General features: G+C 70.9%; 22 protein-coding genes and 3 tRNA genes. 13 read left to right on the top strand and 12 right to left on the bottom strand.

What is annotated here, in order from left to right; all coding sequences use genetic code 11:
* Window positions 1–8: 8 nt before the first annotated feature.
* Window positions 9–1352, bottom strand: a complete 1344-nt coding sequence (locus ABZ272_RS04010) for an ABC transporter substrate-binding protein (RefSeq protein WP_355048399.1) — start codon at window positions 1350–1352, stop codon at window positions 9–11.
* Window positions 1353–1507: 155 nt separating this feature from the next.
* Here ABZ272_RS04010 and ABZ272_RS04005 point away from each other — a divergent pair, with 155 nt between their 5' ends.
* Complete coding sequence (locus ABZ272_RS04005) at window positions 1508–1897, top strand: hypothetical protein (protein ID WP_355048398.1); 390 nt, start codon at window positions 1508–1510, stop codon at window positions 1895–1897.
* Window positions 1898–1937: 40 nt separating this feature from the next.
* Here the strand turns inward: ABZ272_RS04005 and ABZ272_RS04000 are convergent, their stop codons facing one another.
* On the bottom strand, window positions 1938–2387 hold the full coding sequence (locus ABZ272_RS04000; RefSeq protein WP_355048397.1) for a hypothetical protein: 450 nt from the start codon (window positions 2385–2387) through the stop codon (window positions 1938–1940).
* A gap of 128 nt (window positions 2388–2515) precedes the next feature.
* Here ABZ272_RS04000 and ABZ272_RS03995 point away from each other — a divergent pair, with 128 nt between their 5' ends.
* Window positions 2516–3220 carry a DUF2786 domain-containing protein gene (locus tag ABZ272_RS03995; RefSeq protein ID WP_355048396.1) on the top strand — a complete coding sequence of 235 codons (705 nt, stop codon included), beginning with the start codon at window positions 2516–2518 and terminating at the stop codon, window positions 3218–3220.
* A gap of 17 nt (window positions 3221–3237) precedes the next feature.
* Here the strand turns inward: ABZ272_RS03995 and ABZ272_RS03990 are convergent, their stop codons facing one another.
* The gene (locus ABZ272_RS03990; RefSeq protein ID WP_355048395.1) at window positions 3238–3762 is read right to left on the bottom strand and encodes an SRPBCC family protein; all 525 of its coding nucleotides are present in this window, start codon (window positions 3760–3762) and stop codon (window positions 3238–3240) included.
* Window positions 3763–3969: 207 nt separating this feature from the next.
* Between ABZ272_RS03990 and ABZ272_RS03985 the strand changes: the two genes are divergently transcribed.
* Together ABZ272_RS03985 and ABZ272_RS03980 are read left to right on the top strand one after the other, a co-directional pair.
* Window positions 3970–5055, top strand: coding sequence for a hypothetical protein (locus ABZ272_RS03985; RefSeq protein ID WP_355048394.1), 1086 nt, complete (start codon window positions 3970–3972; stop codon window positions 5053–5055).
* A 263-nt stretch (window positions 5056–5318) separates the two neighbouring features.
* Window positions 5319–5645 carry a hypothetical protein gene (locus ABZ272_RS03980; RefSeq protein WP_355048393.1) on the top strand — a complete coding sequence of 109 codons (327 nt, stop codon included), beginning with the start codon at window positions 5319–5321 and terminating at the stop codon, window positions 5643–5645.
* Window positions 5646–5905: 260 nt separating this feature from the next.
* Here ABZ272_RS03980 and ABZ272_RS03975 read toward each other — a convergent pair.
* The 8 genes from ABZ272_RS03975 to ABZ272_RS03940 form a co-directional block, all read right to left on the bottom strand.
* Window positions 5906–5979 (bottom strand) — tRNA-Phe (locus ABZ272_RS03975).
* A gap of 99 nt (window positions 5980–6078) precedes the next feature.
* Window positions 6079–6152: transfer RNA gene (locus ABZ272_RS03970), tRNA-Asp, on the bottom strand.
* 31 nt (window positions 6153–6183) lie between these two features.
* Window positions 6184–6256 (bottom strand) — tRNA-Glu (locus tag ABZ272_RS03965).
* A 154-nt stretch (window positions 6257–6410) separates the two neighbouring features.
* The gene (locus ABZ272_RS03960; RefSeq protein WP_355048392.1) at window positions 6411–7199 is read right to left on the bottom strand and encodes a polysaccharide deacetylase family protein; all 789 of its coding nucleotides are present in this window, start codon (window positions 7197–7199) and stop codon (window positions 6411–6413) included.
* A 75-nt stretch (window positions 7200–7274) separates the two neighbouring features.
* Complete coding sequence (locus ABZ272_RS03955) at window positions 7275–8219, bottom strand: MerR family transcriptional regulator (protein ID WP_355048391.1); 945 nt, start codon at window positions 8217–8219, stop codon at window positions 7275–7277.
* The gene (gene idi, locus ABZ272_RS03950) at window positions 8209–8832 is read right to left on the bottom strand and encodes an isopentenyl-diphosphate Delta-isomerase (protein WP_355048390.1); all 624 of its coding nucleotides are present in this window, start codon (window positions 8830–8832) and stop codon (window positions 8209–8211) included. Before idi ends, ABZ272_RS03955 begins: the two co-directional genes overlap by 11 nt.
* Window positions 8829–10310, bottom strand: a complete 1482-nt coding sequence (gene crtI, locus ABZ272_RS03945; RefSeq protein ID WP_355048389.1) for a phytoene desaturase family protein — start codon at window positions 10308–10310, stop codon at window positions 8829–8831. The genes idi and crtI overlap by 4 nt, the downstream gene beginning before the upstream one ends.
* A 28-nt stretch (window positions 10311–10338) precedes the next feature.
* Window positions 10339–11481, bottom strand: coding sequence for a polyprenyl synthetase family protein (locus ABZ272_RS03940; protein WP_355048388.1), 1143 nt, complete (start codon window positions 11479–11481; stop codon window positions 10339–10341).
* Window positions 11482–11545: 64 nt separating this feature from the next.
* Between ABZ272_RS03940 and ABZ272_RS03935 the strand changes: the two genes are divergently transcribed.
* Both ABZ272_RS03935 and ABZ272_RS03930 read left to right on the top strand, forming a co-directional pair.
* Window positions 11546–12469, top strand: coding sequence for a phytoene/squalene synthase family protein (locus ABZ272_RS03935; protein WP_355048387.1), 924 nt, complete (start codon window positions 11546–11548; stop codon window positions 12467–12469).
* Complete coding sequence (locus ABZ272_RS03930; protein WP_355048386.1) at window positions 12466–13791, top strand: deoxyribodipyrimidine photo-lyase; 1326 nt, start codon at window positions 12466–12468, stop codon at window positions 13789–13791. The genes ABZ272_RS03935 and ABZ272_RS03930 overlap by 4 nt, the downstream gene beginning before the upstream one ends.
* Here ABZ272_RS03930 and ABZ272_RS03925 read toward each other — a convergent pair whose 3' ends face one another.
* On the bottom strand, window positions 13792–14868 hold the full coding sequence (locus ABZ272_RS03925; RefSeq protein WP_355048385.1) for a serine hydrolase domain-containing protein: 1077 nt from the start codon (window positions 14866–14868) through the stop codon (window positions 13792–13794). It lies immediately after the preceding gene.
* A gap of 89 nt (window positions 14869–14957) precedes the next feature.
* Here ABZ272_RS03925 and ABZ272_RS03920 point away from each other — a divergent pair, with 89 nt between their 5' ends.
* From ABZ272_RS03920 to ABZ272_RS03890, 7 genes are all read left to right on the top strand, one after another.
* Window positions 14958–16433 (top strand): FAD-dependent oxidoreductase, encoded by a 1476-nt coding sequence (locus ABZ272_RS03920; RefSeq protein ID WP_355048384.1) that lies wholly within the window; start codon window positions 14958–14960, stop codon window positions 16431–16433.
* Window positions 16434–16524: 91 nt separating this feature from the next.
* Window positions 16525–17529: a LacI family DNA-binding transcriptional regulator gene (locus ABZ272_RS03915; RefSeq protein ID WP_355048383.1), complete on the top strand. Its 1005-nt coding sequence runs from the start codon at window positions 16525–16527 to the stop codon at window positions 17527–17529.
* A 293-nt stretch (window positions 17530–17822) separates the two neighbouring features.
* On the top strand, window positions 17823–19202 hold the full coding sequence (locus ABZ272_RS03910) for an extracellular solute-binding protein (RefSeq protein ID WP_355048382.1): 1380 nt from the start codon (window positions 17823–17825) through the stop codon (window positions 19200–19202).
* A gap of 85 nt (window positions 19203–19287) precedes the next feature.
* Window positions 19288–20247, top strand: a complete 960-nt coding sequence (locus ABZ272_RS03905; protein ID WP_355048381.1) for a sugar ABC transporter permease — start codon at window positions 19288–19290, stop codon at window positions 20245–20247.
* 11 nt (window positions 20248–20258) lie between these two features.
* Window positions 20259–21146 carry a carbohydrate ABC transporter permease gene (locus ABZ272_RS03900; RefSeq protein ID WP_355048380.1) on the top strand — a complete coding sequence of 296 codons (888 nt, stop codon included), beginning with the start codon at window positions 20259–20261 and terminating at the stop codon, window positions 21144–21146.
* Between the two features lie 98 nt (window positions 21147–21244).
* A complete protein-coding gene (locus tag ABZ272_RS03895; RefSeq protein ID WP_355048379.1) occupies window positions 21245–22906 on the top strand; it encodes a glycoside hydrolase family 13 protein in 1662 nt (553 codons plus the stop codon).
* Window positions 22907–23053: 147 nt separating this feature from the next.
* Entirely contained in the window at window positions 23054–25960 is a 2907-nt protein-coding gene (locus tag ABZ272_RS03890; RefSeq protein WP_355048378.1) for a discoidin domain-containing protein, read from the top strand.
* The last annotated feature ends 24 nt before the right edge of the window (window positions 25961–25984 follow it).

Below are 25984 nucleotides of genomic sequence, written 5' to 3'. Positions count from 1 at the left end.
GGTACTGCTCAGTGCCGGATCTGCACCCCGGTGTCGGCGAGGGCCCGGATCACCTGGGCCGACTCACCGAAGCCGATGATCAGGACGGCGTCCGCGCCGAATTCCTTGATCTCCTTCGCGCCGCCGGAGAAGTCCACCGGCGCGGCCTTGGCGTCGGCCGGCGGGTCGTACGTGAGCAGCTTGAGTCGGTCACCGGGGATGCCGGCCTTCTCCAGCTCGTCACGGACGGTGGCCTGCAGGCCCTCACCGTAGGAGTCCTTACGGGCGACGATGACGATCTTCTGCGACCCGTCGCGGAGGACCACGTCGGCCAGCGCCCGGCCCTGGAGGCTGTCCGGTGGGGCGGTACGGAAGTAGAGGCCCTTGTCCTCGACGTCGGTCAGGCCCGAGTCGGTGTTCGACGGCGAGAAGAGGATCTTCCCGGCCCTGACCACGTCCGGCAGCACCTCGCGGGAGATGCCCGAGGCGCCCGCGCCGATGATGATGCTGACCCCGTCCGCCACGTGCTTGGCGACGGTCGCCTTGGCCACCGCCGGGTTGGTGCCGTCGTCGCCGTCCTTCCACGTCACCGGCTTGCCCAGCACGCCACCGGCGGCGTTGATCTCCTGGATGGCCAAAGCCGCGCCGGCCGCCATCGGCGGGTACGCGATCGCCAGGTCACCGGTCTTCGGCAGCAGACCGCCCACGATCAGCGGCTTCTGGTCGTCGGCGTCACCGGCGCGCGGCTTCCTGCCCTTCGGCGGCGTCTTGGTGCTCGCTGCCGACTCGGAGCCCGCGCCGACGAACTCGGTCTTGCCGTCGTTGAGCTGCTGGCCGTCGAAGGTCAGCGTGGCGTAGCTCGCGGTGGCCGGCTCACCCTTGTCGGTGAAGCCGGCGCGGGTCAGCGAGACGCTGCGGTACTCGATGTCCTGGCCGGCCCGGGCCAGCGTGAGGCAGCTCGCCGGGGTCTCGCAGCGCTGTCCGTTGTTGGTCACGCCGACGATCTGCTTGGCGATGGCCGCCGGGTCGGTGCTGCCGGCCAGTTGGGCCGCGAGCACACCGATGACCACCGCGTCGTACGTCTCGGCGGAGTAGAGGTAGTCCGTCAGCGCCGGATTGACGGACCGTAGCCGGCCCTTGAAGTCTTCGGGCAGTGGGGTGAGTGGCGTGGTCCCCTTCATTCCGTCGACGAGGTCGGCGCGTTCCTTCAACTCCGCTGGGTAGGAGTTGAGCATGTTGCCGTCCGTGCCGTAGAGGCGCACCTGTTGGGCGCTCCCCTCCTGGGCCTTGTCATCCCCGCAAGCGCTTGTGGCGAGCAGGATCGTCGCGCAGGCAGCCAGTGTGGCCACCCGCGAGCGGCGTGATACGAGCATGGTCGTCCTTCCTCCGGCGAAGGTCCGCTGCGCACATTAGCGTGCCGAGGCCGGTCGCGGGACCGTGGAGGCGGCGCAATGCGTAGGTAGCTCACTGTGAATACGGAGAGTGACGAAAGCGCCGTGGCTTGACCCCCCGTCCTACTGTGCGCTGCGTGACGGACCTACCACAGCAAACGTTCGACGACGCGACCGCCGTGCTCCGATCGGCGCTGGCCGGGGACGGGGACGCCGTGACGGGTGCGTTCGACGCCGTCGTCGACCGGGCCGGCCTGTCCGGGGCGTACGGGGTCGCCTGGTGCCTGGCGGCGACGATGGTCGGTGACGCGCCGACGAGCACCGGATGCGCGCTGGAGTTCCCGGGCATCGAGCAGGCGGACTACGACACCCGCTGGGTGGCTCGCTTCGTGAGCGCCTACGCCAACCGGGACGTATCGACCGGCGAGGCCCTGTTCGGCGCGGCGGCGGCCGACGGGCTGCTCTCCGACTGCCTGCTCACGCTCGCCGGCTCGACGATCGCCACCCTGCGCAGCCGCGCCGAGTGAACGCGGCACCCGCTTCGGGCGCCGCGTCCGCGCGGGCCGTTCAGAAGGCGTGGTACGCGACCAGCGGCTCGTACTCGTAGCGCAGGTTGTCGAAGCGGACCCGGAAGTTGACCCCGTCCCGGACGTTGGTCGCGACGACGGTCCAGCCGGAGTTGGCCGGCAGGTAGGTCCAGTAGTTGCAGTTGCTTGTCTTGTCGATGAAGATCACGCAGGCTTCGGTGGCGTACGCGCTGGTGTTGCGGACGTTGATGTCGCGGCACCGGGTTGTGGTGCGGTACGGGCCGGCCTGGCCGCCGTATCCGCCGGTCTGGAAGAACGAGCGGACCGCGCCGCCGTAGCAGGTGGCGAGCGGCGCGAAGAGGTTCGGCCCCGAGGTGAAATCGGTGGAGTCGGCGCCCGGGGTGGCCGTGACGGCCTGGGCGGGTGCGCCGGTGGCGAGCAGCGCGGCGGCCGTGGCGACGGCGAGCAGGCGAGCGGTCGGGGATGACATGCAGGCGGCCTCCGAAAACAGTTAACTGACTGTCCGTATTGGACGGACGAGCTGACCGTGACGATGATACTGATCGATCAATAGTGGCGTGATCCCGGATCGTCGGTCCGGTGTGATAGCTCTGGGGCATGTCCGAGGCCATGCTCAGCAAGGTGCGCAAGCTGCTCGCCCAGGCCGAGGATCCGGCCTGCACGCCCGCCGAATCGGCGGCGTTCACCGCCAAGGCGACCGAGCTGATCGCCCGGTACGGCGTCGACAGGGCGCTGCTCGCGGTCCGCGACCCGACCACCGACCCGGTCGGCGACCGCGTGCTCGACATCGTCGCCCCGTACGCGCGGGACAAGGTCGGTCTGCTCGCGGCGGTCGCCGAGCCGCTGCGCTGCCGCTGCGTCCGGCGTAAGCAGGGCAACGGCTTCGTCGCCCACCTGTTCGGCTTCGCCAGCGACCTCGAACGCGTGGATCTGCTCTTCACGTCGCTGCTCGTACAGGCCGCACACGGTCTGGCGGCCACGGCGGTGCCGGCGGACGACCATCCGGCCGCCTTCCGACGCTCCTGGCTCGCGGGCTTCGCGGAGGTGATCGGGGGACGGCTCTGGGCGGCCGAGTCGGCGGCGGCCAGCGAGTCAGGCGCCCCGTCGATGGCGTTGGTGCTGGCCGACCGCTCCGACCGGGTGCAGCGACGGCTCACCGAGGAGTACCCGCGACTGCGTACCGCCCCGGCTCGTCGCCTCGGGGGCACGGGCTTCGGCTCCGGCGCCGAGGCGGGCAGCCGCGCACACCTGGGCGGCCGGAATCTCGACACCGGCCGGGTCGGTCGACAACTCGGCCACTAACTCCGGCCCGGCAGGGCTCAGGCGGTGTGCGGGCCGCCGCGCGACACCGTGGCGAGATAGCGGGTGAGCAACTCGTGCCAGCCCGCCGTGAGCGCCTTGCGATAGCCCTCGGCCGCCTCACCGTGCCGGTCGAAGTGCCGGTGCTCCAGCTCGACCCGGGTCCGTTCGGGTCCGTCCGGCAGGAACAGCACCTCGACCTCGCTCGCCTTCGCCGGATCCGGCACCGGCACCCGGTCCGGGCCGAGCTGCCAGGCGAAGACCAGCCGTCGAGGCGGATCCCAGGTGAGCACCCGACCCCAGTCGGCGCGGAAGCCGTACGGGCCGATCTCGTAGAGCATTCCGCCGGCCCGGGGCTCCATACCCAGCTCGGCGAGGGCTTCCGGACCGGACCAGGTGTACTCGGTGACCCACCACTCGGTCAGCTCGTCGGTGAACACGGCGAACGCCCGCTCGGCGGACCCGGGGACGAGGAGACTGCACCGTAGGGAGAAGCGCTCCAGGTCCTGCCGAATGTCGGCCGGATCAGCCATCCCCTGTCCCATAGGCCCGGACCATACCGGCTGATGCCCGGCTGTGCAGCTTCCGCAGTGCCCTTTTCCAGACAGTGGGTTGCCGAGTCGTCACGCACGGGATGGCCCGCCGGATAGCGGGTACCCGCGCCGGACGGCCCGGACGACCGGGTCGGCCGGGCAGCGGCCAGTGTCGCGGCGCTGGACACGCACGGGCGGGGCGGGGCGGGGCGGGAGAGCATGAGCGAGAACGCGCAGCAGCGACAGCCGGAGCGGGACGCCGACGCCGCAGATCCGGACGTCCTCCTCGACATCCCGAAGGTCTCGGTCGACTCGATCCGGCTGGCCGTGGACGGGCTGGACGCCGACCTCTCGCTGCGCGCCCGGCTGGCCAACCTGCTTCAACTCGACGCGGGCTTACGGGTCCACCTGCACGGCGTCGAACTGGACATCGACGGGGTGCACGCTGAGGCGCAGCTCCGGGTACGGCTGGAGCAGTTGGTGTCGCTCCTGGGCCGCGCGCTCGACACCATCGACAACAACCCGCAGGTCATCGAATCCCTTACTCGCGCGGGCAGCGACGCGCTCGACGACGTGAACCGCAGTAGCGAGCAGTTGGCGGCCCGCGCCGGCGAGATCACCGCCCTGGCACAGCACTCCGGCGTACGCGACGAACTGGCCCGGCAGGCTGGCGTGCCGGCCGGCGACCAGACGCGGGCGCGACCCGCCCGCCCGGTGAGTCCGGCCGGTCCGCCCGCTCCGACCTCCACTCCTGGCCCGTCGGGGCCTCCTGCTAGCGACCGGGGTGATAGGGGCCCGAGCGGCGGCGGCCCGGGCGCTGGCAGCCCGGCTGGTGGTGGCCAGACCGGCGGTGGGCCGACCAGTGGCGGTCGGACTGGTGATGGCCAGACCGGCGGTGGTTCGGCTGGTGGCGGTCCGACTGGTGGCCGCCCCGGCGCAGGGCGTCCGGCTGGTGGCCCGACCGGGACGCCGGGCAGTGGCGGCCCGACGAGTCGAGGCGGGGATGGTCGGCCTGAGGGCGGTCCGAGCGGCGAGCATCGGGGCGGAGGTCAGCAGGGCGGTGGTGGTCGTCAGCAGGGCGGCGGCCAGCAGCCAGGTGGCGGCCAGCGGCGAGCTGGTGGTCAGCAGCGAGGTGACGAGCAGGATGGCGGCGGTGTCGCGGGTGGGGCGCAGGCGGCAGCCCAGAGCGCGGCACAGCTCGCCGAGCAGGCGGGCGAGAGCATCCGGCAGGCGGGCCGCAGCGTGTGGGAGGCGATCCAGGGTGGGATCGCCCAGCATCGCCAACAGGGCCGCGGGGACCAGTGACGCGACATCGAGATCTTGGACAGTTTCCGTTCGGCCCGAACGGAAACTGTCCAAGATCTCGTACCCGCCGTGATCGGGCTGTGGAAGGACGTAGCTGGTGGGGATCTCTGTAGCCCGGCGAAAGGCTAGGTGACCAGGGGTGGGGTCGAACCGCCGACCTTCTGATCGTCAGGCACGTGCATCCCGCACGTCAGGGCGCTACCTGAGGCCGCCGTGCGATCTGTCGGCGATTGCGGCCTTGACGCGCAATCGATGATGGCCGCATGAGCCTGGATGACGGTGAGCCGGTCCTGATCGCTTTGAGCCTTGCGGCTGTGGTCCTCGGCCTCGCCTGGGCTGTGCTGGGCGCGCGTGTGGCCGTCTCACGGCGGTTTCCCACAGCCTGGATTCGACTGGTACGCCCGACGCCGATCCAGCGGGCCCGGCCCGTGCGGATGGGCTGCGCCCAGGTCATGAGCGGCGCGGGCTTGGTCGCGTATGGCGCAACGTTCCTCGTCCCCATGCCCTATGCAGTGGGAGTTGCACTGATCGCGGTGTTCCTGTTGCTTCTGCTGACTGCGGCGGGATCGGTGGCGCTGCTCCGCCGCTAGCCGCGCATGGTGATGTGCTGGGAAGTCTCGCGGCATCACCGTGGCCCCGGCGTACTCGGCCGAGTTCTCGAAGCTGGCAGCGGCGACGGGATGGCCGCAGAAGCGGGGCGGGCGTGCGATCTGCGTGCGACGAGTGGCGGTGATCACTAGCCAGAGCGGTCGACCAGGGGCAACGGCGACTGATGCGGCGAGGCACAAAAGCAAGATCCCCACCTGCGTATTCGCTGGTGGGGACCTCTGTAGCCCGGCGAAAGGCTATGTGGCCAGGGGCGGGGTCGAACCGCCGACCTTCCGATTTTCAGTCGGACGCTCGTACCAACTGAGCTACCTGGCCGTGTTGCTCGGCTCATGCTACCCGTCAGCAGATCGAGCTGCTGACAGGATCACACGCTCCGATACGCAGAACGCCGCGCGATGCGCGGCGTCAGCGCTGCGGTCCTGACGGGACTTGAACCCGCGACCTCCGCCTTGACAGGGCGGCGAGCACTCCAACTGCTCCACAGGACCTAGCTTGTGTTGCTCCGGCTTGCGCCGGTCGTGCCCCCAACGGGATTCGAACCCGTGCTACCGCCTTGAAAGGGCGGCGTCCTGGGCCGCTAGACGATGAGGGCGGCCCCGCCATCATTGCACATTCGCAACTTCAAGCGGACTTGCTCCCATCCGGCCCCGCCGGAGGCTTGGAAAGCATACGTGATGCCTGGCCGGTCGACAAAACCGGTATGGCCGGAGCCCCCATAAACCGCATAACCGCAGGTCAGACCCCATCTACTTAAGCCGGGTGATCCCGTAGCGGTGCTTCAGGTCAGCGATCAGGTGCGGGCAGGCGGCGAGCGTCGCGGCCCGGTTTCCGCCCCCGTCGTGCAGCAGCACGATGGAGCCGGGACGTGCCGCGTTGTGGACCCGCTTAGCGATCGTGGCGGCGGTCGGCTTGTCCCAGTCCTGCGGGTCGACGGCCCAGTGCAGCGGGAGCATGCCGAGCTCCTTGGCCACGGCCAGGACCTCGGGTGTCCACCGACCACCGGGTTGGCGGTAGAAGCGCACCGGCGTGCCCGGGGCGGCCGTCTGGATGGCCTTGTTGGTCCGGGCCAGGTCTGCCTTGATGTCGGCGACCGGTCGGCGGGCGAGGTCGAGGTCGTGCTGCCAACTGTGGTTGCACAGTTGGTGACCCTCCCGGACGATTCGCCGGATCAGCTCCGGGTGCCGCTGGGCTTCGCGGCCCACCACGCAGAAGGTGGCCGTCACGTGGGCCGCCTTCAACTGGTCGAGCACCTTCGGCGTCCAGGCCGGGCTGGGCCCGTCGTCGAAGGTCAGCGCCACGGGCCGTACGCCGGTGTTGCGCCGGAGCCCGGCCGGGAGCTTCGCCGGCAGCGGTCGCAGCGGCGGTTTCGGCAGCTTGGTGCGGGTGGCGCTCGGGGTGGGCTTCGGCGTGGGGCCGGTGGCCGACTCGACGGGCTGCGGCGGCCCGGCGACGTGGATGGCAGTGTCTGGCTGGGCGCAACCGGACAAGACCAGCACCACGGCGAGGACGGACGCCAGGGCGGCGCGGGCTTGCATCTGTTCGCTCCCGGGGGGTCGGGGTGGGCGGACCACTCGACGGTAGTGGAAGCGTCCGGGGAGCCGACAGGTCGGTCAGGCCTCTTGCGACTGGTCCAGCGAGTCGCGGACCGCCGCCGCCAGCGAGACCGCCTCGGCCAGGTCGACCGGCCGGACCACTCCGGCGGGCAGCCCGTCAGCCCGCCAGCCCGGGCCGGCGGCGAGGATCAGCAGCGGGCGGCGGGGCGCGGCGAGCAGCGCGCTGAGCTGGGCCGGGTCGGCGGTGGCCCGGGTGTGTGACCAGAGGACCACCGCGGCCGGTCCGGTCCGGCTGACCGCTTCGACGAGGGCGGCCACCGGCACCCGGGCGCCCAGCATCCGGTAGCCCACCCCGGCCTCGGCGAGCGCGGCGGCCAGTGCTTCCAGGGGCAGGGTGTGCTGCTCCTCGTCGGCGCAGGAGAGCAGGATCCGGGCGGGCCCGGCGGGCGGATTGGCCCGGCTGGCCGCGGCGAACGCCTCCGACACGCACCGGGAGACCAGGTGCTCCACCTCGATGAGGCCGGAGGTGGCGACATGCCGGTCACCGATGCCGGCGAGCACCGGCCGCAGCAGGGTCTCCCAGGTGGCGACGACGCCGCTGGCGGCGATCGTGTGCGCGATCGTCTCGTTGATCACCGCCGCGTCCAGGCGCATGGCAGCGCGGGCCAGGCCCCGGGCCGCCGGTCCGGCGCGGCCCACCCCGATGGCGCCGCCACCGTCGCGGCTCGTCGGACGGATCCGATCCCGGGCGACGGTGTCCAGGTGCGCGCGGTCCGGTGCCTGCCGGGCCCATCGAGCCGCCTCGGCCGGGCTGACGCCCTCGGCGGTCAGCCGCCGCATGGTTTCGAGGCGGGCCAGGTCGGCCGGTGTGTACCGGCGGTGATGGCCGGGCACGTGCTCGCTGGGCCCGAGCCCGTAGCGCTGGTGCCAGGTACGCAGCGTGGTGACCGCGACCCCCAGCCGGCGCGCGACGGCGCCCGCGCTCAACGCCTCATCGGCCACCCGACCGCTCCACCGCGTCGTCCGCCGGCGATCCGGGCGGGGTCGTGCTGGTGGAGCCGGGGGTGTCCGACGAGGACCCCGAGGGGCGCAACAGGCGGTTCACCACCCCGCCCAGCCAGGGCGCGTACGAACGAGGGTCCCGGTCGAGGTCGGCTTCCAGGGCGGCCGGGTCGGCCCAGCGCAGCTCGGCCACCTCGTCCGGGTCGGGGCGCAGTGGTGCGGCGGGCCGGAACTCGCCGCGCAGCACGTGGTCGTACTCGAACTCGACCCGACCGGTGGTGGGGTCCTCGGCGTAGTAGACGTAGACGCCCACCTGGGTCAGCTCGACCGGACCGGTGCCCAGCTCCTCACGCAGCCGCCGGTTGGCCGCCTCGGTGAGCGACTCGCCCGGCCGGGGATGGCCGCAGCAGGAGTTCGCCCACCGCAGCGGAAAGCGGGTCTTGACCGCGGCCCGTCGTTGCAACAGCACCTGGCCGTCCGGGTCGACGAGCATCACCGAGAACGCCCGGTGCAGTTGCCCCGGCGGTTGGTGTGCGGCGGCGACGGTGGTGTCGCCGTGGGCTCGCCCGGCGTCGTCGACCAGCTCGACGAGATGGTCCTCGCGGCTGCTCATCGTCCCTCCCCCGTGATCCGGCCGGCGGCCAGCTTGCCAGAGATCAACACCATCGGTACGCCCACGCCGGGTTGGGTGCCGGAGCCGACGAAGACGACGTTCGACAGGTGTCGGTGCAGGTTCGACGGGCGGAACGGCCCGGTCTGGAAGAGGGTGTGCGCGGCGGCGAACGGTGTGCCGGCGGCCATGCCCTGCTCGGCCCACTCGGCGGGGGTGATCGCCCGCAGCACCTCGACGCCGTCGCCGAACCCGACGTAGCCGCGCTCCTCCAGCGTCGCGATGAGCTGGTCGCCGTACCGCTGGGTCAGGTCGCCGCGCCACTCGAAGGGCGCCCGGTCGAGGTTCGGCACGGGCGCGAGCACGTAGTAGGTGTGCCGATCCGCCGGTGCCACCGACGGGTCGGTCCGGCTGGGATTCGTGACGAGCAGCGACGGATCGGTCATCAGCTCACCCCTGCGGATGACCTCATCGAAGGTGCCCTTCCACGCGCGTCCGAAGTGGATGTTGTGGTGGGCGATCTTCGCATAGCCCTGCCGCGAGCCGACGTGCAGGACGACGCAGGACGGCGAGTAGGTGAGGCGTCGCGCGGGCGCGTCGGGCAGCAGGTCCCGGTAGGCGACCGGCAGGTCCGGGTTGAGCACCACCACGTCCGCCGGCACCAGCTCGCCGTCGGCGGTCAGCACGCCGGTGGCCCGGCCGTTCGCGGTCTCCACCCGGGTCACCGTGGTGTCGTACCGGATCTGCACGCCGTGCTTCTCGGCCGCGCCGGCCATCGCGCGGGAGACCGCGTGGATGCCGCCCCGGGGGAAGTAGACCCCGGCCACCGAGTCGAGGTACGCGATGACCGCGTAGATGGCCAGCGCGTCGTGCGGGGCGAGCCCGGCGTACATCGCCTGGAAGGAGAAGATCCGCTGGGTACGGGGGTCCCGGAAGAACTGGTTGATCTTGGTCTGGAGGCGGCGGAAGGCCCCGCCGGTGAGCAGCTTGAGCAGGTTGCCGGTGAGCAGGTCGGTCGGCGCGTCCAGGTTGCGCTCGATGAAGTCGGCTCGCTCCAGCCGCCACAGCTCGCGCGAGTAGTCGACGAAGCGCAGGTAGCCGTCGGCCTCACGGGGACCGCAGACCCGGGAGATCTCGGCCGCCATCCGGGTGGTGTCGGTGCGTACGTCGAGGGTCGACCCGTCCGGGTAGTACGCCCGGTACGCCGGGTCCAGCGGGGTCAGGTCGAGCCAGTCGCGCAGCTCCTCGCCGACGGCCCCGAGCGCCTCGGCGATGAGGTCGGGCATGGTGAGCACGGTCGGGCCGGTGTCGAACTCGTAGCCGTCGACCGTGAGCCGCCCGGCCCGTCCGCCGGGGACCGACTCGCGCTCCAGCACCGTCACCTGCCGGCCGCTGCCGGCGAGGTGCAGCGCGCAGGCGAGCCCACCCAGTCCGGCGCCCACGACCACCACCCGGTCAGTTCGTCCCGTCACCGTCCGCACGTGACCACCTCCTCGAGATCCTCGGTCATCAGGCCCGCCGACTGGTGGCAGCGGTGGCCAACCCGGTCAGCGCGGTACGCGCCGTCCGGTCCACGGGCGCGCTGTCGAGCGCGGCCAGGGCATCGCCCACCCGCTCGGCGATCATCCGTTCGACCCGGGCCACCGCACCGGTCGCGGCGACCACGTCGGCGAGCCGTTCGACGGGTTCGCCGTCGGTCTGCTCCAGCGCCCGGAGCTGGCTCGGCGTGGCCAGTTGGCGGGCCAGCATGAGCAGCGTGGTGGGCTTGCCGACGCGCAGGTCGTCGCCGGCCGGTTTACCGGTCGACCCCGGGTCGCCGTAGACGCCGAGCAGGTCGTCGCGGAGCTGGAACGCCTCGCCGACGGCCAGCCCGTAGCGGGTGTACGCGGTGACCAGCGCGTCGTCGGCCGTCACCGCGGCCAGGCGGGCGCCGAACAGCAGCGGTCGCTGCACCGTGTAGCTGGCGGTCTTGTAGCGGGCCACCCGCAGCGCCCGGTCGACCGACCAGCTGTCCGGGTCGTTCTCGCCGAGCACGTCCAGGTACTGCCCGGCGACCGTCTCGACCCGCATCTGGTCGTAGCAGCGCCGGACCTCGAACAGCCGGTCCGGGGTGATGGTGGCGCGGGCGAGCAGCTTGTCGGCCCAGACCATGCAGAGGTCGCCGATCAGTACGGCGGCGGCCTCGCCGAACCGGTCCGGGTCGCCCCGGTGGCCGGCGGCGACGTGCTGGGCCGCGAGGGCGACGTGCGCGGTGGGCCGGCCGCGACGGGTGGTGGAGGCGTCCATCACGTCGTCGTGGACGAGCGCGAAGGTGTGCAGCAGTTCGAGGGCGGCGAGCGCGGGTAGGACCGCGGTGAGCCGTTGGTCGCCACCGACGGTCCCGCGCCAGCCCCAGTAGCCGAACGTGGACCGGATCCGTTTTCCCCCGGACAGCACGGCCGCGCGTGCGGCGGACGCGAATCCGCCCATGGCCGCGTCGATCTCGGTGAGTGCGTCGACCTCGGCGGTGAGGAAGGTCGACAGGGTCTCGTCGACCGCCGTGATCAGGTCCTGGGTGTATGCGGCCAGGACAGCGCGGACCGGGTCGTCCCGCTCGCCTGGCTCCGCTGGCGCCACACGTACCGCGTTGCCCGCAACTGCGTCGTTGGCCATGTGGGCGAGCGTACCCTAGGGTACGAGTTGCGTCGATTGGTGCGTCGATATCTGAGGAGGGCCGGTGGAAACGGATCTCACCGCTGCCTATGACCGATGCCGTGAGCTGCACAAACGCCACGGCCGCACCTACTATCTCGCCACCCGGCTGCTTCCCGCGTGGAAACGGCGACATGTGCACGCTCTCTACGGATTCACGCGGTACGCCGACGAGATCGTCGACAGCACCGAGGCCCTCCCACCCGCCGAGCGGGCCGCCCTACTCGACGACTGGGCCAGCAGGTTCGTGGCCGGCCTGCACGGCGCGTCGGTTGACGACCCGCTGCTGCCGGCCGTGTTGCACACGATCGCCATCTTCGATCTCGACCGGGACGACTTCGCGTCGTTTCTCAAGAGCATGGCGATGGACCTGACGGTCACCTCGTACCCGACGTACGACCACCTGCTCGACTACATGGAGGGCTCGGCGGCGGTGATCGGCACGATGATGTTGCCGATCCTGGGCAGCTCCGACCCGGCGGCGGCCCGCGAGCCGGCCCGGCAGCTCGGCTTCGCCTTCCAGCTCACCAACTTCATCCGGGACGTCGCCGAGGACCTCGACCGGGGCCGCACCTACCTCCCCGACGAGGACCTGGCGAAGTTCGGCGTCACCCGCGAGGAGCTGATCGAGGCCCGCGACCGCGGGCAGGGCACGCCCCGCACCCGCGAGTTGATCGAGTACGAGGTGACCCGGGCCCAGGCGCACTACGCCGCCGCCGCGCCCGGCATCACCATGCTCGCTCCCGCCTCGCAGGCGTGCATGCGCACGGCGTACGCGCTCTACGGCGGCATCCTCGACGAGGTGGCCGCGCAGGACTACGACGTCTTCGCCCGCCGCGCCCTGGTGCCGCAGCGGCGACGGATGGCGGTGGCCGCGCGTGCTCTGCTGACGTCGACGGGTACCCCGGTCACGATCCCGGGCCCGACGGCCCAGCCGGCGGCCCGGTGAGCGGGGGCACCGCGGTCGTGCTCTTCACCCGCGACCTGCGGGTGCACGACCACCCGGCGCTGGCGACGACCTGTGCGGCGTTCGACCGGGTGGTGCCGTTGTACGTGCTCGACCCGGCCCTGGCCGACTTGTCGGCCAACCGCACCCGGTTCCTGCACCAGGCGCTCGCCGACCTGCGCGAGGCGCTGCGCGAGCGCGGCGGCGACCTGGTGGTGCGGCGCGGCGACCCGGTGGCCGAGACGATCGGGCTGGCCGGCAAGGTCGGCGCCACCGCCGTGGCCCTCTCCGCCGACGTCAGCCACTACGCCCGCCGGCGGGAGCGCCGGCTGCGGGCCGAGTGCGAGCGGCACCGGCTGCACCTGCGGCTCTTTCCGGGGCTGACGGTCGTCGAGCCGGGTGCGCTGCGCCCCGGCGGCGGAGGCGACCACTACCGGGTGTTCAGCCCCTACCACCGGGCGTGGGCCGGCGCGCGGTGGCGCGAGGAGTTGGCCGCGCCCCGCCGGATCGTGCTGCCCGACGGGGTGAGCGTGGGCCGGTTGCCGGCGCTGCCGGCGGGGGAGTCACCGGACGCGGCCGTCGGCGGCGAACGCGTCGCCCGGCAGCGGCTCAACGACTGGCTGCCCGAGCTGAGCCGGTACGACGACCAGCACGACGACATGGCCGGCGACGACACCTCCCGCCTCAGCCCGTACCTGCGCTTCGGTTGCGTGTCGCCGCTGTCGGTGGCGAACCGGGCCGGTGACCGCTCCGGGCCGTTCGTGCGGCAGATCTGCTGGCGCGACTTCTACTACCAGGTCACCGCCGCGTTCCCGGCGATCTCGACGGCCGCCTACCGGCGGGGCGCCACCGAGGAGTGGCGCTACGACGACGACGCCCTCGCCGCCTGGGCCGAGGGCCGGACGGGCATGCCGATCGTGGACGCCGGGATGCGGCAGATGCGGGCCCAGGGTTGGCAGCACAACCGGGCCCGGCTGATCACCGCCGGTTACCTGACCAAGCACCTGGGGCAGGACTGGCGGGCCGGCGTGCAGGTCTTCTTCCGCTGGCTCCTCGACGGCGACGTGGCCAACAACTCCGGCAACTGGCAGTGGGTCGCCGGCACCGGTAACGACACCAAGCCGTACCGGGGGTTCAACCCGGTCCGGCAGGCCGAGCGGTACGACCCGGCCGGCGACTACGTACGCCGGTGGGTGCCGGAGTTGGCGAAGGTGTCGGGTAAGGCCATCCACCAGCCGTGGAAGCTGCCCGACGACCTCCGCCGCACGCTTGACTATCCGCCGCCGCTCACCGTGCCCGGCACCGATCCGGTCTGGCTGCGCTGATCAGAGGCAGGAGTGCAGTGCCTCGGCCAACTCGTCGACCCGGTCGTGCTCGGCGAGCTGTGCCGTGACGTACGCGAGCGTGTAGCCGCGCACCGGGTCGGCCCAGGCGCTGCTGCCCCCGAGCCCGGCCATGCCCCAACTGAGGTCGGGCTCCCACTGCATGCCCAGCGTCCACCGGGCCCGGCGGTCGAGCACCAGGTCCGGTCCGTCGTACTGGACCCGGGTCGCCTCGTCGAGAAGAGCGGGGCTGAACAGCCGTACGCCGTCCAGGACGCCGCCGGCCAGCAGGCCCGCGTAGAGCCGGCCCAGGCCCACGGAGGTGGCGTGCAGGTTGACCGCCGGCATCTCGGCACCCCGCCACAGCGGACTGTTCAGCACGGCGAGGTCCAGCCCACCGGCCGGGTTGCCCAACGCCCTCGCCCGCAGTGTCTCCGGCTCGCCCAGTTTGCGGATCGGCCACTCCGGGTCGCCGTAGCGCAGGTCCGCGCAGCGCCGTTGGTCCGACTCGGCCAGCCCGAACCCGAGGTCGAGCTGCCACGGGCCGGCGATCTCGTCGGCGAGGAAACGGCCCACGCTGCGGCCGTCCACCCGGCGGACCAACTCGCCCACCAGGTGGCCGTACGTCCAGGCGTGCTCGCCGGCCAACGACCCGGGCGGCCATTCGGGGTCGGCGGCGGCCAGGTCGCCGGCGAGCAGCGCCCAGTCCGCGATCGCGCTGGCAGGCCGGGGCACCGGGAACGCCGGCAGCCCGGCGGTGTGCGACAACACGTGCCGCACGGTGGCCGGGGCACGGAACTCCGGCCAGTACCGCTGCACGGGCGAGTCCAGGTCGACCCGTCCCCGGTCGACGAGCAGCAGCAGGCACAGCGCGGCCACCGGCTTGCCGACCGAGTAGACGTTGACCAGCGTGTCCGGCCGCCACGGTTGGCCGGACGGCCCGTCACCGGCGCGGAACCCGCCCACCAGGTCGACCACCGGCTGGCCGTCGTACCAGATGGTGAGGCTGGCGCCGGTCTCCCGACCGGCGGTCAGCAGGTCGTGGAAGCAGTCCCGGACGGGGGCGAAGCGTGCGTGCATCGGATCACCGTAGGCGCTGCGGCGCGGTACGCCCGCCGACTTTCCGGACCCCGGTGGTCGGGACGGCGCCGCTGGGGGATGCTGTTCCGGTGGCGGAGCCGGAGCTGGTGGACGTTGTCGTGGTGGGCCTCGGGGTCGGCGGCGAGGAGGTGGCCGAGCGACTCGCCGAGGCCGGCCTGAGCGTCGTCGGTATCGAGCGGGACCTCGTCGGCGGCGAGTGCCCGTACTGGGGCTGCATTCCGAGCAAGATGATGATCAGGGCCGCGAACGCGCTGGCCGAGGCGCGTCGGGTCGACGGGCTGGCGGGTACGGCGCAGGTCCAGCCGGACTGGGCGCCGGTGGCGAAGCGGATCCGCGAGGAGGCCACCGACACGTGGGACGACAAGGTCGCGGTCGACCGGTTCACCGGCAAGGGTGGCCGGTTCGTCCGGGGCAGTGGCCGGCTCGACGGCCCGGGGCGCGTCCGCGTCGGCGACCAGGTGTTCCAGGCCCGGCACGGCGTCGTCCTGGGCACCGGTACCCGGCCCTCGGTGCCGCCGATCGACGGCCTGGCCGACACGCCGTACTGGACCAACCACCAGGCGATCGAGGTCGAGGAACTGCCGGGGTCGCTGCTGGTGCTCGGTGGTGGCGCGATCGGGCTGGAACTGGCCCAGGTCTTCGCGCGCTTCGGCGTCCGCGTCACCGTGGTGGAGGCGTTGGACCGGGTGCTGGCCGTGGAGGAGCCGGAGGCCTCCGACGTGGCCGCCGCCGCGCTGCGCGCCGACGGCGTCGAGATCCACACCGGGGTACGCGCCGAACGGGTCGACCATGACGGCGACCGTTTCACGCTGCACGGCGGTGGTGGGACGGAGTTCACCGCCGAGCGACTGCTCGTCGTCACCGGGCGTCGGGCGCACCTGGAGGAGTTGGGGCTGGACACCGTCGGCGTCGACGCCGAGCAGCGTTACCTGCCGGTGGACGACCGGATGCACGTCACCGAGGGCATCTGGGCGGTGGGTGACCTGACCGGCGAGGGGGCGTTCACCCACATCGCCATGTACCAGGCGGCCATCGTGGTGTCCGACGTCCTCGCCCACTACCGACAGGCGACGGCCGGCCCGGACGCGAGCGGGACCGCCAGCGTCGTCGGCGGCGCGATGGGCTCCTCCAGTTCGCTGGCCGCCAGCGGATCGAGCGGTTCGGCCGGCACCGTCCCGCGCGCCGACTACCGCGCGCTGCCCCGGGTGACCTTCACCGATCCCGAGGTCGGGGCCGTGGGGCTGACCGAGCGGCAGGCCCGCGAACGCGGCATCAACGTGCAGGTCGGGTTCACCAAGCTGGGCAGCTCGACCCGGGGTTGGATCCATCGGGTCGGCGACGAGGGCTTCATCAAGGTCGTCGCGGACGCCGACCAGGGCGTGCTGATCGGCGCGACGTCGGTCGGCCCGGCCGGTGGTGAGGTGCTGTCGGCGCTCGTGGTGGCGGTGCACGCGGCCGTGCCGCTGAGCCAACTGCGGCACATGATCTACGCGTACCCGACGTTCCACCGGGCCATCGAGGACGCGTTACGCGACCTGTCCTGACCGGATTCGTCGCAAGACACGACAGTTGCGCGGCAAAATACGACGGTTTGGCGGTTCATTTCTTTCATTCGCGTGACGTACGATTGCGGCCGTGACCAAGCGGTTGACTGAAGTTGCCAAGAAGGCGGGCGTCAGCGAGGCCACCGTCAGCCGGGTGCTCAACGGTCGGGACGGTGTCTCCGAGGCGACCCGGACGGCGGTGCTGACCGCGCTCGACGTGCTCGGCTACGAGCGGCCGACCAAGCTGCGCGGTGAGCGTGCCCGGCTGGTCGGGCTGGTGCTGCCCGAGTTGCAGAACCCGATCTTCCCGGCGCTCGCCGAGGTGGTGACCGGGACGCTCGCCCAGCGCGGCTACACGCCGGCCCTGTGCGCCCGCACCATCGGCGGCGTGTCCGAGATGGACTACGTCGAGATGCTCCTCGACCACCAGGTGTCCGGCGTGATCTTCGCCGGCGGCTCGTACGCGCTCGCCGACGCCCGCCACGACCACTACCGCCGGCTGACCGACCGGGGACTTCCGGTGGTGCTGGTCAACGCCGGTGTGGACGAGCTGGGCTTTCCCCGGGTCTCGACCGACGACGCGGTGGCGGTGGAGCAGGCGTACGGGCATCTGCGCTCGCTCGGCCACGAGCGGATCGGCATGGTGCTCGGCCCGGAGGGGCACGTGCCGTCCCGCCGCAAGCTGGACGCGATGGTGCAGGCCGCCGACTGGGGTGCCGCCGAACAGGAGTGCGTCGAGCGTTCCAGCTTCTCGATGGAGGGCGCCCGGGTCGCCGCCACGAAACTGGTCGAGCGGGGCGTCACCGGCATCATCTGCGCCAGCGACGTCCTTGCTCTGGGGACGATCCGGGCCGCCCGGCGTCTGGGTCGTGCGGTGCCGACGGACATCTCGGTGGTCGGCTTCGACGACTCCGCGTTCATGACGTGCACCGATCCGCCGTTGACCACCGTCCGGCAGCCGATCGAGACGATGGGGCAGGCGGCGGTGGACCTGCTGGTGACCCAGATCGAGGGTGCCGGCGTCCTCCAGGACGAGCTGCTGTTCGAGCCGGAGCTGGTGGTCCGCGGCTCGACCGCGCCCGCACCCCGCCGGTGATCGCGCTCCTGGCGTACTGACCGACCTTCCCGAAGGCCGTCGACCGCTCTCGCGGTCGACGGCTTTTTTGGTGCCCAAGTAGCCGCATAACGGGCGCAATCCCGCATCCTGTCGTCGTCTGTCGCCCTGATGTCGAGTCCTTTCAAAACATCGTCGACACCTTGCTGAAATGAGTCGTGCTCGTTACAGTGACTCCACTCACACCTGGCTCCGGCACAGCTACAGGGCGTCAGGTCGCATCACCGCAGATAAGCGCACCTCACGGAGACACCCGTTCCCGAAGGGATGGACAGATGTCCGTACCGCAATACCGAAGGGCTGCGACCCTGGCGCTCGTGGCCGGCCTGGGGTTCAGCCTCACGGCATGCTCCACGAAGAGTGACGACAAGGACTCGACCGCCGGCGGCAAGGTCACCATCACCGTCGACTGCCAGCCGGTCGGCGCGCAGAAAGAGTTGTTGAAGAACTGGAACGACGACGTCGCCGAGTTCCAGAAGCAGAACCCGGACATCGTCATCAAGAGCGTGAGCGTCGGCGAGCAGTGCAACAACCCGCCGGACTTCACCGCCCGCCTGGCCGGCGGCACCGTCACCGACGTGTTCTACGGATACATGACGGATCTTCAGCAGGTGCTCGACTCCGGTCAGGCGATGGACATCTCCCAGTACGTCAACAAGGACACGATCTCCACCTGGGACAGCGTCGACCCGGCGCTCAAGGAGGTCTTCACCGACGGCGGCAAGCTCTACGCCGTACCGGTGAAGAACTACTCGATGGGCCTGGTCTACAACAAGGTCCTGTTCCAGCAGGCCGGGTTGGACGTCAACAACCCGCCCAAGACGTGGGGCGAGGTCCGGGCCGCCGCCAAGAAGATCTCGGCGCTCGGCAACGGCATCGCCGGCTACTCGGAGTACAGCGCCGGCAACACCGGCGGCTGGCACTTCACCTCGCTGCTCTACTCGCAGGGCGGCCAGGTGCTCACGGCCGACGGCAAGAAGGCCGACTTCAACAACCCGATGGGCAAGCAGGTCCTGCAGAACATCAAGGACATGCGGTACGGCGACAACAGCATGGGCTCCCGTCAGCTGCTCCAGTGGGGTGACCTGCTCACCAACGCCGGCGCGGGCAAGGTCGGCATGTTCATCGGCGCGCCGGACGCCACCCAGGCGATCGTCAGCCAGTTCCAGGGCAAGTTCCAGGACTGGGCGATGAGCCCGCTGCCCGGCCAGGACGGCCCGGCGAAGGGCACGCTCGGCGGCGGTGAGGGCTACTTCTTCAAGAAGGACCTCTCTCCCGAGCAGGTCAAGGCCGGTCTGAAGTGGGTCGCGTACCAGAAGTTGACCCCGGGCAAGGGCCAGTTCGACTACGTGCGCGCCAAGCCGCAGAACTACCCGGTGGGTCTGCCGCAGCCGCTGCTGTTCGCCAACGGCAGTGAGGTGCAGAAGCAGGAACTCGAGCTGCGTAAGGCCAACGCCAACGTCGACACCACGAACTTCGCCCTCTTCGAGGCGACCCCGGTGCCGATCAAGGGTGAGCCGCGTAACGCCCAGGCGATCTACGCGGTGCTCGACGCCGCGATGTCCGGGGTGTTGACGAACCCGAACGCGAACATCGACGCGCTGCTCAAGACGGCCGAAGACAAGGTCAACCAGCTCCTCGCCGCGGAGAGCTGATCCACAGGTGTGGGGGCCGTCGCACCGGCCCCCACACCCCGGCGCCGTACCGTCCGCCCCTCACCGATCTCCGCAGGAGTGTGCCGTGGCGATCACCGCCGCCCCCCAGGCCCCCGGGAAACCGGGCCGCCCGATGCCGTCGTACGCGGCAGGGCCGAAGCAGCGTACGAGCCTCGGCCGCAAGGTACGGGACAACCTCACCGGGCACGCCTTCCTGATCGGCGCCGTGCTCTGCTTCCTGGTCTTCTCCTGGTACCCGATGGTCCGTGGCGTCGTCATGAGCTTCCAGCGGACCAGGCGCGGCGAGACGACCTGGGTGGGCTGGGACAACTACACCCGTCTCCTCGCCGACCCCAGTTTCTGGCCGGCGTGGAAGAACACCTTCTACTTCACGCTGCTCGCGCTCGTGCTCGGGTACGCGGTGCCGTTCTTCGTGGCGATCCTGCTCAACGAGTTCCGGCACGCCAAGGGCTACCTGCGGATCCTGGTCTACCTGCCGGTGATGCTGCCGCCGGCCTCGGCCCTGTACCTCTTCAAGTTCTACGCGTACGACCCGAGCGAGGCCGGGCTCTTCAACGCGATCCTCAAGGCGCTGCACCTGCCGACGTCGCAGTGGATGCAGTCGCCGGAGATGACGATGCCGGCCATGGTGATCGCGTCCACCTGGATGAACATGGGCGGCGCTGTCCTGATCTACCTGGCGTCGCTGCAGAACATCCCCGGCGAGTTGTACGAGGCCGCCGAGCTCGACGGCGCCGGGATCCTCAAGCGGATCCGCCACGTGACGATCCCGCAGACCCGGCTCATCCTCGCGCTCCTGGCGATGATCCAGATCGTCGCCACGATGCAGCTCTTCATCGAGCCACTGATCCTCGCCAACGGCGCGGGCGCGGAGGACTCCGCGACCACCGTGGCGTACCTCATCTACCAGCACGGGTTCTTCCAGAACGACCTCAACGGCGCTGCCGCCCTCGGCGTGCTCATGCTCGTGGTGCTGGCCGGCTTCTCCGCCGTGTACGTGCGGCTGACTGCGAAACAGGACTAGGACGGCGCGCAATGGCACAGGATTCCGGCACCCGGACCCTCATCTCCCATGCCCAGATCAGTCGGGGACGCGGGCGGGTCATCTACTGGACGCTGCTGGTGGTCGTCGTGACGGCGTTCACGCTCGTCTTCCTCGGGCCCCTCTACTGGATGGTCACCGGCGCGCTCAAGTCCGGCCAGGAGATCGCGCAGACCCCACCCACGCTGTTTCCCAAGGACCCGCAGCCGCAGAACTACATCGACGCCTGGAACAATCTGGAACTCGCCAAGCTGCTGTTCAACACGTTCTACTACGCGATCGGCGCGGTGCTGTTCCAGCTCGTGTTCGACGCGGCCGCCGCGTACTCGTTGTCGAAACTGCGACCGATCTTCGGCAACGTGATTCTCGGGCTGATGCTCGCCACGCTGATGATCCCGGCGATGGTGCTCATCGTCCCCCAGTACGTGACCGTCATCGACCTGCCGATCCTGCACATCAACCTGCTCGACTCGCCGTTCGCCATCTGGCTGCCGCTGGTGGCGAACGCATTCAACATCTTTCTGCTGAAGCGATTCTTCGACTCGATTCCCGAGGAGTTGATGGCGGCGGCCCTGGTCGACGGGGCGACGTCGTTGCGGACGCTCTGGTCGATCATCCTGCCGATGTCCCGCCCGATCCTCGGCGTCGTCGCGATCCTGGCCATGACGGCGGTCTGGAAGGACTTCCTCTGGCCGAAGCTGGTCATGCCCTCTCCGGAGACCCGGACGGTCAGTGTCGGCATCTACTCCTTCGCGGGCGGTACGCCCATGAACATCGTGATCGCCGCGTCGGTCATCGCCGCCATCCCGACCGTTATCGTCTTCCTGATCTTCCAGCGGAACATCATGTCTGGCCTGACCGCCGGCAGCATCAAGGGATAGCCACCACCGAAGACAGCGGAGCGAACAACGGCCGTTCGTTCGACACACAATCGCCACCGGCGTACCCGGCGACGTACTGACGCAGAAAGCAGGTGCTCGTGTCCACAGCAGACAGCAGTCCGTGGTGGCGTGGAGCCGTTATCTATCAGGTGTACCCACGCAGCTTCGCCGACGGCAACGGTGACGGCATCGGTGACATCGCAGGTATCCGCTCCCGCCTGAACCACCTGTCCGCGCTTGGCATCGACGCGATCTGGTTCAGTCCCTGGTATCCGTCGCCGATGGCCGACGCCGGGTACGACGTGTCCGACTACCGCGACATCGATCCGGTCTTCGGCACGCTCGCCGAGGTCGAGGCGCTGATCGCGGAGGCGCACGACCTGGGCATCCGGACGATCGTCGACGTGGTGCCCAACCACTGCTCCGACGCGCACCCGTGGTTCCAGGCCGCGCTGGCCGGGGGCCCGGGGGCGCCCGAGCGGGACCTGTTCTGGTTCCGTCCCGGGCGGGGCCCGAACGGTGACCAGCGACCCACCGACTGGGTGGGCGAGTTCGGCGGCGAGACGTGGACCCGCACCACCAACCCGGACGGCACGCCCGGTGACTGGTACCTGCACCTCTTCGCCCCCCAGCAGCCGGACTTCAACTGGGACCACCCACGGGTACGGGCCGAGTTCGAGGACATCCTGCGGTTCTGGTTCGACCGGGGCGTCGACGGCATCCGGATCGACTCGGCCGGTCTGCTCGTGAAGGACGGGACGCTGCCCGAGGTCGAGCCGGACCGGCCGCACCCGTTCCACGACCTCGACGGGGTGCACGACATCTACCGGGGCTGGCGGCGGGTCGCCGACTCGTACGCCGACCGCGCGCTGATCGGTGAGGTGTGGTTGCCGGACCGGCAGCGGTTCGCCAACTACCTGCGCCCCGACGAGCTGCACGCCGCGTTCAACTTCGACTTCCTCGGCTGCGCCTGGGACGCCTCCGCGCTGCGGGAGAGCATCGACGGCACGCTGAGCGCGCACGCGCCGGTCGGCGCGCCCGCCACCTGGGTGCTCTCCAACCACGACGTGACCCGGCACGTCACCCGCTACGGCCGGGCGGACACCACGTTCAGCTTCGCCGCGAAGCGCGAGGGGATCCCCACCGACCTGGAGCTGGGCACCCGGCGGGCGCGGGCCGCCGCGCTGCTGTCGCTGTCGCTGCCCGGCGCCGCCTACGTCTACCAGGGTGAGGAGCTGGGGCTCTGGGAGGTCGAGGACATCCCGTACGCGATGCGGCAGGATCCGATGTGGGAACGCTCCGGACGGATCGACCCCGGGCGGGACGGCTGCCGGGTGCCGCTGCCCTGGGCCGGTGACGAGCCGCCCTTCGAGTTCAGCCCGGAAGGCTCGGCGGCGCCCTGGTTGCCCCAGCCGGCCGACTGGAAGGACCGGACGGCGCTGGCGCAGACCGGCGACGCGGCGTCGATGCTGGAGCTGTACCGGGATGCGATCCACATCCGCCGGGGCGAGGCGGCGCTCGGTGACGGTGAGCTGAGCTGGCTGCCCGCACCCGACGGCGTACTGGCCTTCAGCCGTGGCGGCGGCTTCCGCTGCCTCGTCAACCTCACCGACGCGGCGGTGCCGATGCCCGCCGAGGGAGAGGTACTGCTGGCCAGCGGCCCACTCGACGACGGACTGCTGCCGTCGGACACCGCCGTCTGGCTGCGTACCCCAGACGAGGCCGACGGACCGCGCGCGGACGCCGCCGCCCTGACCTGACCCGACCCGCCGTGGTGCCGGCGGTCCCGTCCCGACCGCCGGCACCACACCACCCGCGCACCGCGCCCACGAAGGGAGTACGAGGGACCGCCACACCGCACCGACACGGGGGACCTGGCCTGCCTGACGAAAGGGAGAGCGCAGCTCATGGCCGACCACACCACCGGCACTCCGCACCACCTTCGACACCCGGCCCGGGCAGGGTTGGCCGCCATCGCCGCCACCCTGCTCGCGGCCACCACCCTGACCGCCCTCGCGGTCACCGGCAGTGCCACCCCGGCCTCGGCGGCCGGGTTGTCCCCCTTCGACATCTCCGGCCGAGGCGCCACCGTCCCCTTTCTCGAGCAGGAGGCGGAGAAGGCCGCGCACAACGGCACGAAGATCGGCCCGGACCGGCGCTACGGCACGCTCCCGTCGGAGGCGTCCGGCCGGGAGGCGGTCACCCTCGACGCCGTCGGTGAGTACGTCGAGTTCACGCTCACCGCTCCGGCCAACGCGGTCACCTTCCGGTACAGCCTGCCGGACAACTCCTCGGGCACGGGCCGGGACGCCACCATCGACCTGCGGGCCAACGGCAACCTGCTGAAGTCGGTCCCGGTCACCTCGAAGTACGGCTGGTACTACGGCGGCTACCCGTTCAACAACAACCCGGGCGACACCAACCCGCACCACTTCTACGACGAGACCCGGGCGTTGTTCGGCAGCACCCAGCCGGCCGGTACGAAGATCCGGTTGCAGGTCTCCTCGACCGCACAGTCACCCACCTTCACGATCGACCTGGCCGACTTCGAGGTGGTCGCGCCGATCGCCAAGCCCTCCGGCGTCATCGACGTGGTCACCGACTTCGGCGCGGACCCGACCGGCGCGACCGACTCGACCGCGAAGTTCCAGGCGGCGGTCGACGCCGGAAAGGCCCAGGGCCGGGCGGTCTGGATCCCGACCGGCACCTTCACCCTCTGGGACCACGTGGTGGTCGATGGGGTGACCCTGCGCGGCGCCGGTCCCTGGTACTCGGTGCTCGGCGGCCGGCACCCCACCGACCGCAAGCGGGCGGCCGGCATCTACGGCAAGTACGTCCCCGGCGGCGGCTACACCGGTGAGATCCGGTCGCACGAGGCGAACGGGCCGAGCCGCAACGTCACCCTGCGGGACTTCGCCATCATCGGCGACATCCGCGAGCGGGTGGACGACGACCAGGTCAACGCGCTGGGCGGGGCGATGACCAACTCGGTGGTCGACAACCTCTGGTTGGAGAACACCAAGGTCGGCGCGTGGATGGACGGGCCGATGGACAACTTCACCATCCGCAACAGCCGGATCCTGGACCAGACCGCCGACGGGGTGAACTTCCACACCGGCGTCACCAACTCGACGGTGACCAACACGTTCGTCCGCAACACCGGTGACGACGCCCTGGCGATGTGGGCGCAGAGCGTGCCGAACGTCAACAACTCGTTCACGCACAACACCATCGGCGTGACGCTGCTGGCGAACCACCTGGTCAGCTACGGCGGTCGGGACATCAAGATCACCGACAACGTGACGGCCGACTCGCTGACCAACGGCGGCGGCATCCACGTCGCCAACCGCTATCCCGGTGTGCAGGGCGACACCGCCGTCCGGGGCACCTGGACGATCGCCCGGAACACGTTGATCCGCAACGGCAACTCGGACTACAACTGGAACTTCGGCGTCGGGGCGATCTGGTTCTCCGCCCTCAACGAGGCGTTCCAGCAGGCCACCATCAACATCACCGACACCGACATCCTGGACAGCTCGTACGCGGCGCTGCACTGGATCGAGGGCCAGACCAGCGGCATCAACCTCACCAACGTCCGCATCGACGGCGCCGGCACGTACGCGCTCCAGGTGCAGGCGCCCAGCCAGGTGTCGTTCACCAACGTACGGGCCACCAACATCGCCCAGAGCAACCCGATGCACAACTGCGTGGGCGGCGGCTTCCAGATCACCCAGGGCTCGGGCAACTCGGGCTGGTACACCTCGACCCCGTACTGCGGCCCGTGGCCGGAGCCGCAGTGGGGTGGTGGGCCCAGCACCCCGCCGACCACCGGCCCGACCACCGCGCCGCCCACGACCGCGCCGCCGACCACCGCGCCGCCGACCACCGCGCCGCCGACGACCCCGCCGCCCACCGGTGGCAACCTGGCGCTGAACCGGTCGACGACCGCGACCAGCACGAACCAGAACTACGGACCGGGCAACGTGGTGGACGGCAACGCCTCGACCTACTGGGAGAGCGCCAACAACGCCTTCCCGCAGTCGGTCACCGTCGACCTGGGCGCGGTCCGCTCGGTCGACCGGGTGGTGCTCAAACTGCCCCCCGGCTGGGAGCAGCGCACCGAGACGCTGTCGGTGCTCGGCTCCACCGACGGCTCGTCGTACGACACGCTGGCGTCGTCCGCCGGTCGGGTCTTCGCACCCGGCTCGGGCAACACCGTGTCGATCGGGCTGCCCTCGGGTAACCGCCGCTACATCCGGGTCACCGTGACCGGCAACACCGGCTGGCCGGCCGCGCAGCTCAGCGAGGTCGAGGTGTACGGCGGCACGCAGACCACGGCCCCGCCCACCACCGCGCCCCCGACGACCACCCCGCCCCCGACCACGTCGGCCCCCACCGGCAACCTGGCGGCGGGACGGTCGATAACCGAGACCAGCCACTCCGACGTGTACGCCGCGCCCAACGCGGTGGACGGCAACGCCAACACCTACTGGGAGAGCGCCAACAACGCCTTCCCGCAGTCGCTGACCGTCGACCTGGGCGCCGCCCGAACGGTGTCCCGGGTCGTACTGAAGCTGCCGCCGTCGTCGGCCTGGCAGACGCGTACGCAGACGCTGGCGGTGCTCGGCTCCACCGACGGTTCGTCGTTCAACACCCTCAAGGCGTCCGCCGGCTACACCTTCAACCCGTCCAGCGGCAACACGGTCACCGTGACCTTCACGGCGACCAGCCAGCGATACCTGCGCCTGACCGTCACCGGCAACACGGGTTGGCCCGCCGGTCAGCTCAGCGAGTTCGAGGTCTACTCCAGCTAGGCCGACGGCCCCCGCCCGACCAGG

Origin of the sequence: Micromonospora sp. NPDC005979, from assembly GCF_040614415.1 — a bacterium.
Classification (GTDB): Bacteria; Actinomycetota; Actinomycetes; order Mycobacteriales; family Micromonosporaceae; genus Micromonospora.
This window is presented reverse-complemented; position numbering and strand designations above follow the sequence as displayed.

Coding starts and splice junctions, on each gene's coding strand:
- ABZ272_RS03980 (WP_355048393.1), top strand. CDS start 5,319: ATGAGCCTGGATGACGGTGAGCCGGTCCTGATCGCTTTGAGCCTTGCG.
- ABZ272_RS03925 (WP_355048385.1), bottom strand. CDS start 14,868: ATGCACGCACGCTTCGCCCCCGTCCGGGACTGCTTCCACGACCTGCTG.
- ABZ272_RS04000 (WP_355048397.1), bottom strand. CDS start 2,387: ATGTCATCCCCGACCGCTCGCCTGCTCGCCGTCGCCACGGCCGCCGCG.
- ABZ272_RS03910 (WP_355048382.1), top strand. CDS start 17,823: ATGTCCGTACCGCAATACCGAAGGGCTGCGACCCTGGCGCTCGTGGCC.
- ABZ272_RS03940 (WP_355048388.1), bottom strand. CDS start 11,481: ATGGCCAACGACGCAGTTGCGGGCAACGCGGTACGTGTGGCGCCAGCG.
- ABZ272_RS03985 (WP_355048394.1), top strand. CDS start 3,970: ATGAGCGAGAACGCGCAGCAGCGACAGCCGGAGCGGGACGCCGACGCC.
- ABZ272_RS04010 (WP_355048399.1), bottom strand. CDS start 1,352: ATGCTCGTATCACGCCGCTCGCGGGTGGCCACACTGGCTGCCTGCGCG.
- ABZ272_RS03995 (WP_355048396.1), top strand. CDS start 2,516: ATGTCCGAGGCCATGCTCAGCAAGGTGCGCAAGCTGCTCGCCCAGGCC.
- ABZ272_RS03960 (WP_355048392.1), bottom strand. CDS start 7,199: ATGCAAGCCCGCGCCGCCCTGGCGTCCGTCCTCGCCGTGGTGCTGGTC.
- ABZ272_RS03890 (WP_355048378.1), top strand. CDS start 23,054: ATGGCCGACCACACCACCGGCACTCCGCACCACCTTCGACACCCGGCC.
- ABZ272_RS03990 (WP_355048395.1), bottom strand. CDS start 3,762: ATGGGACAGGGGATGGCTGATCCGGCCGACATTCGGCAGGACCTGGAG.
- ABZ272_RS03900 (WP_355048380.1), top strand. CDS start 20,259: ATGGCACAGGATTCCGGCACCCGGACCCTCATCTCCCATGCCCAGATC.
- idi (WP_355048390.1), bottom strand. CDS start 8,832: ATGAGCAGCCGCGAGGACCATCTCGTCGAGCTGGTCGACGACGCCGGG.